This is a genomic window from Nostoc sp. DedQUE04 (assembly GCF_034530995.1).
Lineage (GTDB): Bacteria > Cyanobacteriota > Cyanobacteriia > Cyanobacteriales > Nostocaceae > Nostoc.
In genome coordinates, this window is the sequence record NZ_JAVRCA010000116.1 from 1 (window position 1) to 12,836 (window position 12,836).

At 42.7% G+C, this 12,836-nt stretch carries 6 protein-coding genes; 1 reads left to right on the forward strand and 5 read right to left on the reverse strand.

What is annotated here, in order from left to right:
• Positions 1 to 2,292: CHASE2 domain-containing protein (locus RM049_RS38280; protein WP_322707966.1), on the forward strand; the 2,292-nt coding region annotated here is incomplete at its 5' end.
• Here RM049_RS38280 and RM049_RS38285 read toward each other — a convergent pair.
• The 5 genes from RM049_RS38285 to RM049_RS38305 all read right to left on the reverse strand — a co-directional run bounded on the left by RM049_RS38285 (position 2,270) and on the right by RM049_RS38305 (position 12,705).
• Positions 2,270 to 3,031 carry a DUF928 domain-containing protein gene (locus tag RM049_RS38285; protein WP_322707967.1) on the reverse strand — a complete coding sequence of 254 codons (762 nt, stop codon included), beginning with the start codon at positions 3,029 to 3,031 and terminating at the stop codon, positions 2,270 to 2,272. The two genes, RM049_RS38280 and RM049_RS38285, sit on opposite strands and share 23 nt — an antisense overlap.
• Before the next feature lie 87 nt (positions 3,032 to 3,118).
• A complete protein-coding gene (locus tag RM049_RS38290; protein ID WP_322707968.1) occupies positions 3,119 to 6,121 on the reverse strand; it encodes a CHAT domain-containing protein in 3,003 nt (1,000 codons plus the stop codon).
• 61 nt (positions 6,122 to 6,182) lie between these two features.
• Complete coding sequence (locus tag RM049_RS38295) at positions 6,183 to 9,533, reverse strand: filamentous hemagglutinin N-terminal domain-containing protein (RefSeq protein WP_322707969.1); 3,351 nt, start codon at positions 9,531 to 9,533, stop codon at positions 6,183 to 6,185.
• 51 nt (positions 9,534 to 9,584) lie between these two features.
• The gene (locus tag RM049_RS38300) at positions 9,585 to 11,462 is read right to left on the reverse strand and encodes a ShlB/FhaC/HecB family hemolysin secretion/activation protein (RefSeq protein WP_322707970.1); all 1,878 of its coding nucleotides are present in this window, start codon (positions 11,460 to 11,462) and stop codon (positions 9,585 to 9,587) included.
• Between the two features lie 307 nt (positions 11,463 to 11,769).
• Positions 11,770 to 12,705 carry a hypothetical protein gene (locus RM049_RS38305; protein WP_322707971.1) on the reverse strand — a complete coding sequence of 312 codons (936 nt, stop codon included), beginning with the start codon at positions 12,703 to 12,705 and terminating at the stop codon, positions 11,770 to 11,772.
• Positions 12,706 to 12,836: the final 131 nt, after the last annotated feature.

Below are 12,836 nucleotides of genomic sequence, written 5' to 3' on the forward strand. Positions count from 1 at the left end.
AATATAGTTATTTTTATCGATGAAATTGATCGCGTTTTGAGTCAGAATTTTTCATTGGATGATTTTTTTGCTTTAATTAGGTTCTTCTTTCAACAACGAGAAGTTAATTATGAATATAAGCGTTTGACTTTTGCACTATTAGGGGTTGCAAATCCTAACGAACTGATTAAAGATAAGACGCAGACACCATTCAATATTGGCAAGGCGATAGAACTGCAAGGATTTCAGCCTGATGAAGTGCAACCATTAATGGATGGTTTGAACCAGAGAGTAAGTAACCCCGAAGCAGTTCTCATGCAGATATTAGAATGGACAGGTGGGCAACCGTTTCTGACGCAAAAGCTGTGTCAGTTTATAGTTTTGGAGTCAACTGCTCAAAGATTTTCATCAATTGAGCAAGTAGTAAGGTCGCACATTGTTGAGAATTGGGAATCTCAAGATGAACCTGAGCATTTGAGGACGATTCGCGATCGCATTTTGCACAGAAATGAAAAACGTACAGGTAGATTATTAGAGTTATACCAGCAAATTTTACGTCTTGGAGAAATTTCTGCTGATGGTACTCCTGAACAAATCGAATTACGATTGTCAGGGTTAGTAGTTGAGCAGCAAGGTAAGCTCAAGGTATATAATCGCATTTACAAAGCTGTCTTTAATCAAAATTGGGTTAATCGTAAATTAGCAGAGTTGCGACCCTATGCAGAAGCGATCGCAGCCTGGTCAGCATCAGCTTGCCAAGATGAATCCTCTCTATTGCGAGGACAAGCTTTACAGGATACCTTAACTTGGGCATTAGGTAAAAGCCTTGGCGATTTAGATTATCAATTTTTAGCCGCCAGTCAGGAATTAGCCAAACGCCAAGCCCAAATGTCACTACAAGCACTAGCACAAGCTAATAAACTTTTGGCACAAGCTAGACAAAAAGCCAAGCCGGAAGTTTTGCAACGGCGAATTGGCTTATTTTGGATACCACGGATTGCTATATGTGTGACTGCACCTATTCTGCTGCTGCGCTTTGGTGGACTGTTGCAGGGTGGCGAATGGAATATGCTTGACCAATTTTTTGGCTGGCGGCTGTTGCTAGAATCACCAGAGAAACGGATAGCGATTGTCACTATTGATGAAGAAGATATAAAAAAGGTGGGAAAGTGGCCTATCCCCGATCAAGTTTTAGCTAAGGCAATTGCCAATATTAAAGCCCAACAACCTAGAGCAATTGGTTTAGATATTTATCGAGATTTACCTGTAGAACCTGGGCATCAGGACTTGGTTAACATCTTAAAATCAACTCCTAACTTATATGGAATTGAAAAAGTTGTAAATCCCATTATTGCGCCTCCTCCCAGTCTCAACGCAGAAAGAGTAGGCTTTGCCGATCAGGTTGTGGATGCAGATGGCAAGGTGCGTCGGGCATTATTATCAGTAAAGCTCTCGCAAAATAAAACACGCTACAGTTTGGCAGTAAAATTGGCACAGCACTATTTAAATAAAGAAGGGATAACCACAAAATGGGTTGACAATGACCCCAGGTGGGGTAAAGCAGTCTTTCAAAGATTTGTGGGCAATGATGGAGGCTATGTCCATGCGGATTCTGGAGGTTATCAGATTTTGTTAAACTTTAGAGGGAATCAGGAAAATTTTGCTACTTTCCCTTTAAGGGATATCTTAGAAAAGCCCATTAAACCTAATAGTTTACGCGATCGCCTAGTTTTGATTGGTACCACAGCTGAAAGTATTAAAGATGTACTTTATACGCCCTATAACAGTGCTCTATTTAGTTCTTCACAGCCGATGACTGGGGTGAGTATTCATGCCAACATTATCAGTCAAATAATTAGTGCTGCTGTTGATGGCAGACCTTTGCTTCGGGTTTGGCAAGAACCCATAGAATGCTTGTGGATTTTAGTTTGGGCGGGATTAGGAGCATTAGTTAGCCGACAGTTGAGGTCTTCAATCGCGATCGTTGCTAGTATAATTTTTGCTGGTGCTGGGCTTTTGGGAATTGGCTTTTTAGCCTTTTGCTTGGGCTGGTGGTTACCCATTATTCCCTCGCTGCTAGTGCTTTTGGGGTCAGCAGTCGCCTTAGAGTTGGTTACTCACAAACAACTTGAAAGACTCCAATTCCATCATACTTTGGCACTGCTTTTAGAAATGTGCCAAGACCATCCCCTTGCTGGAGCAATTGCCATTGAATACCTCAAGCAGTCAGAAAGCCGGGAGAATCAGGCTTTTATCGAGCAGCAGTTACAAGAAAAACAGTTAACCACTTCTACAATCGAACTGGTTGAGTAGCGATCGCTTCTAGCCCTACAGACTTAAGAAAGTCAGTCCAGATATCTGCTATGACTTGATCATTAGGTTGAGCATTTCTGATTTGAGCTAGATTAATGACAGCATCGTACCAAATTCCTTGTTCACTGTAAGCATCTGCCTGCTCCAAAGTTGTCTTGTGCTGACTATGGAGTTGAGGTAAAACGACACGGCGTACCCACGAGGTAATTACTGGATCGTTAGGGCTAGGTTTTTCGCCGCATATTAACATTAAACCCCACTGATAATTTTTGCCTACTTTCAGAGGGGGTGAGTTATCTGTTGACTTGATGCTAATAATACCAGGTTCACCTTTAATTGGAATCAAGGTTTGGGAATAAACCTGATTGTCTTCTGTCATCAAGCTTAAGACTAGTTGCTTGGCAGATGTTTGCGGCAGATACACTAAAAATGTCGGATGTTCTGCTGTAGTCAACCCATAGTTGCTATCAGGGGGAACAACGGACATTATAGGGATCTGGTTAGATGGAGTGGTGGCTGATGTTGCATCTTGAGGACATTGCAAATTACTACGAGATCCACCCGATGACGTGGATTTTGGCTTATCCTCCTTTGGTGGTGCTTCAAATATTATCTTTTGGGGTTTTAAGCCATTAGTCGGCGTTGGTGTATTTGCTGTTGATTGGGCAATTGTTGGTTGCGTCCCTACAAGAAACAACCCCATCGTAATTAGACCAATCAACTGTTGACTATTTAACATGGGTTATCTTTTGGTAAAGTCTATCTTTAATTAAGTGATACTCATTATTAATGCTCAATTCCGCAAAAATAGTATATTACTTGCTGGCTACAACCAATTACCGACTAAGACAAAGGGTGCCCAATAGTAAGGACGACGATAATTTGGCGATCGCAACAGGAACAACTGAGCTTGACGAAGTGCCTCAGCTTTAGTTACTCCAGGTTGGTTCAATTTTGAATAGAACTTGTTCATCAGCTCAACTGTAGATTCATCTTCTACTGACCAAAGCGTTGCTAATGTACTACGTGCCCCAGAACGCACCGCCACCCCTGCTAGTCCCAGAACCGCTCGATTATCGCCTGTGGCAGTTTGGCAAGCACTCAAAATTAACAATTCCAAAGGACTTCGACCAGGGCGATCGCGTGCTTGCAGTACTTGGTCTAATTCTTTAACATTAATCCGACCATCCCAAGCCAATAAAAAGGTATTTTCAGCCTGGGAAGAAAATTGACCGTGGGTTGCTAAGTGAACAATGGGGAAAGCTGCATTGTCGATTTCAACTTTCAGGCGATTACGGGTAAATTCTTTGTTTAAGAGAACTTCTGTAGGAACTATCTTTGCAATCTCCCGAACTTCTTCTTCTACTCCTGGCAGTTTAGAAAACCCTTGACTAGCCTCAGCTAAACCTCCCACTAAAGTTTGCAATTTCTTTGGGGAAAGTGAAGATGAATACAATAGCTGCAATCCTGGACTCAAAGCAAGGTTATATTTTTCAATCAGATACTTCTGCTTTTGACTATCATATAGTGCCGACATAGGTACTCCGCGCAAAACTCCATCTAGTACAAACACTAAAGTTTTAATGTCATCTTTTTGCAGTTCTGGCTCAATTGGACGGATTAACCAGTCATAAAAAATTGTTTGTGGATGAAGTGAATCTAAGTAGCTATAACGAGTGAAGTTAGCCAGTATATCCTTGTAAACACGCTCGACCTCCCCGATTTCTCCTAGCTGGGAATTAGGCTTCAGAGGTGTTGCGTAGTATTTTAAGGGCTTTTGAGGTCGAGACAAAATGATAGCAAGGCGATCGGGCAAAATAATCGAATAGATGACCGCAGCATTTGGATCTAACTCGTCGATTGGTTGGGGTTGGCTGATTATACAAGCTTCCCGAAAGAAGTTGGTCAGTTCTGCTAGTTGAAGTGCTTCCATAACATCACGAGCAAGTTTAAGATTTTCCTGATTAATCTCCGTTTGCTTTATCTGTTGAGAAGCTTGAGGTTGCAAGAGCAAATTCACCAGTTCTCGATAGACTGGTTCTACACTATCGCGAAAAGTAAATTGAATTTCTGGGTTAATACCAACTAAGTCCTTACGCAAAGACTGAAGAGTTTCATAGGCTAAGGTGTAGGCTTTGAGTGCGCTTTTTTGGTTTTGTTGAGTTTGGTAAATCCGTCCTAACTGCCACTGCCAAAGATAGGTAATACTGGAATCCTTAAAAGCAGATTTCTGCTGTAAAGCTTGTTCAGTTAATTGTCGTGCCTCTGCCAATTTCCCCATTTGCTGGTAAACTCCCCCAAGATAACCACGCACATCGGCTTCGGCTTGCTTGTCTTGCAATTGTTGAGCTTGGTTGAGGGCGGTTTGTAAAATTTGCCCAATTTCTGGCCATGAGGGAATTTTTGAGGATTCAAGAATTTTAACACCAGTGCCCGTAGGTGTGTTTTTTACAAAGCTACATAGTTGCAGAACCGGGGATGATAAAACATTTGATGAGTTTTCACTCAGTTTTGATTGCAGACACATCAAACTTTGAGCAAATTTGATGTCAGCATAGACAGTGGGATGAGTAATAGGTAAGTCATTGAGATGAGACGTGATTTCAGATAGCAAGGTTGCTACTTCAGACCATTGTTGAGTTTGTACCAAAAGGCTGAATCGATTCAATTGCGCTTGTCTTTTGATATCTGATGAGGTAAATGATTCAGCTTGGCGATAACAAGTAGCAGCCTGTTGATAAAATTGGGCAGCATTGGTTATACTGGCTGCTTGAATGCATATAGACTGTGTAAGGTCTGGCTGTTGTTCGCTTGGTTTTTCCAACTGTATTTTTCTATTGCCCAAAGACTTGGCTGTATTGCCTAAACTCAGGTAAATAGCAGCCAGATTTTGCGAATCTCCTGATTGTTGAGCTAATTGCCCAGCAGCAAATAAGACCATTTGCGATTGTTCGAGTTGACTAACAACTCGTAAAACATTGCCGAGGCTACGCAAAGCCAGGATATCTAAAGAAGAAGAATTTCTCTTGTTGACAATTCGTTCTTTCAAGGTTTGCAGTTCTTCTTTTGTGATCTGGCAGTTTTGATGATCAAGCTTTAAAGTTTTTAGTAAGGTCTTGCAAGCCATTGGATAAAGACCCAAGTTTTGCATGGCTTGAGTTTGGTTAATCTGGCTTCTAATTGCACCATTTTGATTGCCGAGATTTTGATAAATTTCAGCCGCTTGTTTCCAAGTTGCTAAGGCTGCTTCTGATTCTCCTACTGCTAGTTGCAACTGTCCTTGGATGTCCAATGTGGAACTGAGAATTTGCGTTAGCGCAGCTCCTCCTTCGGAGGCTCGCTCTGGTGTTTTTGGCTGTGTTTGGAGGATATTTAAACTCGTAGCGATCGCTTTTTTGGCTTGTTCCCACCTACCAAGTTGTTGAGCTGTCAGGGCAAGATTGCTCAACGCCATTGCCTGGTTAAGTTTATCCTCTCGCACCGCAAAAGCCGCAGCAGCCTGCTCCCAAAGGGTTAGAGCTGACTCAAATTGTCCATTTTTGTAAAGCGATTTGGCTTCTTGTACCAATTGTAAAGGCTCTTGTTGAGTTTGGGCGATCGCAGTTGATGCCCAAACGTGAGTAGTAACCAGCACTCCTCCCATAGACAAGAAAAATAACAGAATTGCTAAAATTAGCGATCGCACCTGACTACTATAGAGTCTAGATTTGTAATAGCTAATTTTCGAGAAAAATCTGGCTTTGAGCGTAGGCGTAGCCCGCACTTCTCTACGAGACGCTGCGCTCAGTGACCGTCGTAGATATCGCCCTATCTGCTTTTTTTTGCTCATATTTTATTGATTCTGTCAAGTAATTCCCAAAAATACCTGTTTTCAACTTTTTTCCACCCTTTCATCGTGCAGGACAACTATTTAAATTCTTCGGTAGACGATGAATTCCAATGACATTGGGATTGTAGGCGGTAAGAATTACTTCACCTTTATTGTTGAATACCCATCCTTTAACTGGCACCATCGGGCTGGGAATTTGGGATTTTGAATTCTCGTTGGAAGAGGTTTTCTGCGGTGGTTTTACATTACTGACGATTGAGACTGGTTCAACTAAAGCAACCTGAGTAGCTTCTTGGCTTAAGTCTTCATTGGGACTAGGAGGCAGTCCACCACGTCCTGCGATCGTGAATTCACTAGCAACACCTTTACTACAGGGATTTTGGGCGATTTGGTCATTGGGATCGATAACATTTGCAGGTAATTCCACTAAATTCCGGCTGGGATCAATCACTTGATTGATGTTTACCACTCCCGCATTGCCACCAAACTCTGAACTAGCGGTGATGTCATTTAAGAAATCTCTGGGCTTGTCCCGAAATTCAATCCCAAAGATACCAGTGGCTGTGATATCAACACGACCACCGTTACCATAAGTTGCATTGGCGGTTATATCACTACCCTTTGGTTTTGAGGGTGCTGCAACTAGTAATTGAGTGTCAATTTTAATGTTCCCGCCAGTACCAATTGCCCCTGGTTGGCTTTCAAGGCCTGCACTGGTAGTAATTTTACTGTCGTCTTCCATCAGTAATAAATCTGCTACCTCTAGGCTGATATTGCCGCCTGTTTCTTTGGCGGTTTCGGCTGAGATCGTTCCCTGATCCAAAGTTAGAGAATTGCCTTCCAGAAATATATTGCCTCCTGTACCGCTTCCCTTGCTATTCACAGATAATTTGGCGCCATTTTGAATCAGAACATTTTTAGGGGAGCCAATCACGGAAATATTACCGCCATTACTGCTAGAAGTGTTTTCAGTCTCAGCTAAGACTGCGGTTCCAAAGTCAGAGAGAGTAAGGGTATTTGGTACATTCAGCGTGATATTGCCTGCTTTTGAACTAGCTGAAGTGTTAGTGCGGATTTGTCCGGCGCTGGAGAGTTCAATAGTGTCAGATGTGACATCAATGTTACCAGCATTGCCATTTCCATTACTATTGGCGCTGACAATAGCCGCATTACTTATTTGCAAGCGAGGAGCCTTGATTGTAATCCCTTCGGAGGCTCCGGTTGCGCCAGTCCTAACTTCACTATTAATAGTGGAAGTACCGTCAACAACTACACTATCAGTAGCTGTGACTTGGATCAAGCCGGAATTGCCTTTCCCGAAAGTAGTAGTAATTACTTTTGCACCATTCGTCACCTTTAAAATCGGGGTTTCAATCACGATACTGCCAGATTTTCCTTCGTCTGTGTTAAAAGATATGCTTCCTGCATAAGTACTCAAACCGTTGTTATTTTTTCCATCAAAGAGTACATTGTCAGTGGCCTTAATGGTGATCGTCCCTGCATTACCTGAGCCTAGAGTGCTGGCATCCAAAAAAGCGCCATTCCTCACCTCTAAAATCGGGGTTTTAATCTCGATATCGCCAGATTTTCCAATTGCTCTGTCAAAAACTTGGCTGAATACTGCACTGGAGAAATCGTTGTCAGTCTCTCCATCAAAGAGTACCTTGTCAGTGGCAGTAATACGGATTGCGCCTGCATTGCCTGAGCCTTTAGTACTAGTATCCAGAAACGCACTATTCGTCACCTCTAAAATTGGAGTTGTAATCTCGATATCGCCAGATTTTCCAATTGCTCCTTCAACAACTTGACTCAGTAAGGCAGTGCGATTGCCTTTGCTCTCCCCATCAAGGAGTACCTTGTCAGTGGCAGTAATGCGGATTGCGCCTGCCTCGCCTGAGCCTTTAATACTAGTATCCAGAGACGCACCATTCGTCACCTCTAAAATCCGGGTTTGAATCTCGATATCGCCAGATTTTCCAACTGCTCCCTCAACAACTTGACTCAGTAAGGCAGTGCGGTTGTTTGTGGCAGACTCTCCATCAAAGAGTACCTTGTCAGTGTTAATGCGGATTGTGCCTGCCTCGCCTGAGCCTTTAATGCTGCTGCTGAGTTGAGCACCATTAGTAACTGTTAGACTATCTGCCTTGATTTCTATTCCACCAGAGTTGCCTTGAGCGCCCTTTTCCACTTGGCTATAGACGTAACTGAGATTGTTGGGGTTACTTCCTCCATCAAATAGTACCTGTTTTTCAGCATTAATGAGGATCTTACCTGCATTGCCATTTCCAGAAGTACTGGCACTAAGTTGAGCGCCTTCTCTCACCTCAAGAGAGGTAGCCTTAATGTTGATATCACCAGAGTTGCCTTGTGCGCCAGTTTCTACTTGGTTGAATGCTCCACTGATGGGTTTGTTAGAAGATAGCCCAACCCCAGTAAAAACTACCTGCTCGGTGGCATTAATTTCAATATTTCCCGCCTGAGTTCCAGGTGAACCCGAATTTTGGTCTATTCCAGCTAATAACCGACTTCCTCCTACAATATTGACGTTACGACTGTTAATCGCAATACTACCGCCACCCCCAGATGCAACATTCACCACTGCTTCGTTAGATAGAAATACATTAGCTCGTTCAACATTATTGGGAAAACTTAGAGAAGCTACTCTTGCTATTCCTTGGGACTCTTGGATATCGAAACCGACTATTCCCGCACCACTCAATCCTCCCAACTCAATCCGACCCCCAGCTACCCTCAACTTTCCACCATCAAGGCTGACATTTCCACCGACTAGTCCCAAAGTGTTCCCCGACGGTAAGTCAAGAACAGCAGATGATTGATTAACAATGCTCGCTGAATTTTCTCTCAAGCGCAATCCTACAGGAATATTTACTGTTAGCAGTGGCGGTGCTTCTGGGTTTGTGGCGCTAAACTCCAACCCATTATTAAACACTAGGCTATCTGCACTAGAAGCTACAAATGAGCCTCTTAGATCCAAACTGGCATTGGGCCCAAAGACAATTCCTTTAGGATTAATCAAGAACAGGTTGGCATTACCCAAAACCCCCAGAGTTCCTAGAATATTCGAGGGATTATTCCCTGTCACCCGCGTCAAAATATTGCTAATTCCGCTAGTATTGCTAAAATAAGCTCTTGCTCCTTCACCAATATTAAATTCTAGGAAACTGTGGAATAGGTTGCTGCCTTGAATTGCTCCTCCATTAATCCGCTCAATAGGATTGCCGTTAAGATTGTCTGGTACTACAACTGAATTTTTATTGCCTAGAGTTGCATCGGGTGTGATTTGGGCTTTGGCTGGACAGGGAACAATACAAGAGAACAAAGCCAATGCAAAATTCACCCCTATAGATAGAGGTAAAGTGTTGGATAGGAGTGATCGCTTGGAGTGTTGCATAACTTTTGATTTCTAGACCTTTGTTAATCAGAGATTTTGTGACAAAAAATTTTAGAAAGGATTCGCAACTATTGAAAAATAAATACCGTCTTCCTGTAAAGTCCTGCCTCTGTCTTGAATATCTGTTAATGGAATACCATAATCAAGGCGAGCATTGAGGCGATCGCCCATTTGCCACTGTAAACCCAATCCCAACCCCAGCAAAGTATTAGGATTTGGGTCTGCATTCCCGGAACTATTCCAACCCATACCAAAATCAATAAACGGCACTACTTGCAAGACTCCTCCGACGTTTTTTACCCGCAGTACTGGTAATTGCACTTCTGCTGATGCTAAAAAGCCGTTATCTGTCAACAGAATATCTTGTCGATAACCTCGAATACTACGCAGACCGCCCAGCCCAAATTGCTCTAAAGGCACAAGGGCACGGGTTGTCAATTGCAGGTCAGAACGGATCACCAGTAAAGTCTGCGGTGCTAAAAGTCGCACGTATTGTCCTTGTCCCCGCCAAGAAAAAAACCGACTATCAGGAGGCTCATTGTTGACGGTAGCATTGAAGATATCTAAACCCAGGTTAAATTGAGAGCGCAGGGCTAAGGCTTGTTGAGAATTACGCTGCTGATATTCTTGGAAGAATTGCAAGGCAAAGATGCGGGTTTCTCCCTGTTCATTAGCACCGGCTGACAGGGGAACACGCATCCCTAGCAGTTCAGATTTGCTTTCTTGTCGTAACGCAGATAGACCGACAGCAAATTCTCTGTTGGGAGATAAAATTAAAGGTTGGCGGAAGCCTAACTCGAAGTAATTGGAATTACCAATGATATCTAGGCGGTCAAAGGGTGGTTCGACAATTTCAGTACTCGTCAAACCACCTCTGAGGGTAATTGTGCCATTACGAGGATTAACAGGTATGTTGTAGCGCAAGTCAAAGGCGTTGCTACCATCAGTATTGATATATTCCAGATTCAAGCCATCCCCAAAACCGAATAAATTTCCTTCGTTAATGCGGACACCGCGTCGTAAGCTGCCAACACTAGGCGCACGACCATTATCTATAAAAAATTCTGTATTAAAGGAGTCAGCTTCTATTACCTTGACTGTTAGTAAACTTAATTCGGGACGCGACCCAGCAGACAATTCGGCTGATATATTCTGAATTAGGGGGTCAAGTTGCAATAGTTGCAAAGCTGACAGCAAACGCTTTTGATTTAGGGGTTTAGTGGTGGCAATAGCTAATCTACTGCGGATGTAGTTCGAGTTCAACCGTCGTGTACCCGTTACCGCAATTTCTTCTAGTCCTCCTTCAATAATTTGGATTTTGACGACAGATCCCTGTTGAGATAAGGTTTGACCAGCCGGGATGACAGCACCACAATTGATATACCCGGCATCGGTATAGAGTTTGGTTACAGTAGCCTCAACTTCTAGTAATTCTACAAAGGTTAGCGATCGCTTGGTGAATTGGGCAGTAATTTTAGTTAACTTTTCGTCGCTAAATGCCGTGTTCCCATCAAACTCGAATTTCATAACGACGATACTTTTAGGAAGGTCTAAGCCTTCTTCAGAGGAGGGAAATGTTTTTGGAGGAAGTTCGAGGGCAGGTTCTGGTTGTGGCTGTGGGATTGGGATTGGCTGTTTTGGTTCTGAGTCGAGAACCTGAGACAAAATTGGGTCTAATCTTAGTTGATTCAACTTTGATAAGCCTGTTGTGAGCACAGGGATCTGACGGAATTGATCCTGGCTCGTTAACAGACGAGTTCCTGATAAAGTTAAGTTTTCAATTTCTTTAACAGACTGTCTCTGGCTATTAATAGCTAAGACATCAGCCAAGGCACTACCTTGGTTAAAAGCAAGTAATACTCCTAAAATTCTGGTAAGTTTTAGAGCTAGTGTTAAATACCAGAAGCTTACACAGCATATTTTCCCCATTTTTATGAAAAAGCTCACTATTTTTTAAATCATTCTGCCACCACAATAGTGAGACAAGCAAAAAACTCTAATTTAAAGCAATTTTTCACCTCTTTAGCTGCTACAGAAAATGGTTTTAGCAATCGTATTACTTTCTATTTTTTTATATAAAGCTACAATGTACAGAAACAGATTTGAAGAAATATTACCACTTCAGTTAGACATTTAATAGCTTTTTTATACTTTATAGAAATAAAAATAAGCTTCTATTGTGAATAGGCTATATGCACTAGAGGAAAAGTTAAATTTAGGCTTTTGAGTAAATTTGTTACAAAACTTTACGTCGTGATAAATTTTGCGCGTATCTTGTCTTTACCCCGTATTCTCGCTCAATCAAACTCAATAATTTCTCTTCCACAGCAGTAAGATAAGGTCGATTCAGCTTTCCCAACGACTGCAACAGACTTTTGACTGTCTCCTCCAGCGAATCGGAATATATTCGCGCAAGGCGATCGCAAATTACCTGCATCTGCTCACACTCGGAAGGCAGGTAGTTGTAAGATTTGAGGTGCTGCAAACCAACCGTGTACTCGCTATCCCACATTTTCACAGTGCAGCTAAAATTATTCGCTTGGCTTACGATACCCCAACAGCCACCCTTGCCCCTGAGTTCGGGGTTGTCTTTGGCTAAGATTTGGCATACCTCGCCTAATTGATAGGTGTTAGGTGCTTGAGTACGTTCCATTATTCGCTGCACCGCATCTTTGACGATGCGATGAGATGGTACTTTCCCGTTGGCAGACTCTACAGCTTGCTCCCATGCTTCGGGCTGAATGTCCGGGTCTAGCTTGGACAGTGGCCTAATTTGCCACTCATTAGTCGGCAAAATGCGATCGTTCCGATCACATTTTTGCTCTAAGTTATCAAATATTACTGCTGCATCCATTAGAAGATAAGACTGGCGACGATTATGGCCAAAGCGATCGCGGCAATACTCTTCAAAAGTTTTGTGAGTAGAGCGATATAACTTGCGATCCCGTAATTCCATTAATGCCTTCCCCGCCTCAAAAAACGCCCGTTCCACTTTCCTCTCCAAGTGCAGGCGATCGCTTTGCTCCTCTTGGGCCAACTCAGTTACTTCAACAGCGCTAACTGTAATTGTTGCTGTAGCTGGGTTTTCTTCAAGGTCTTGGTTATCTGGTGGTGTGTCCTTACTAGATGAAGCAGAGCTGGTGTTGTTGCGCTTACGGGGTGGTTTATTCATTACTCCACCTCTTTTAGCTTAGTAACATTTGTTCAAAATCGATTGCAGATAGATTTTCAGTGTTATGGGTATTTGCATATAGGACTCCTATTTGATTTTTGAAAAAACTCCGTACATCTGGAGAGTAGCGA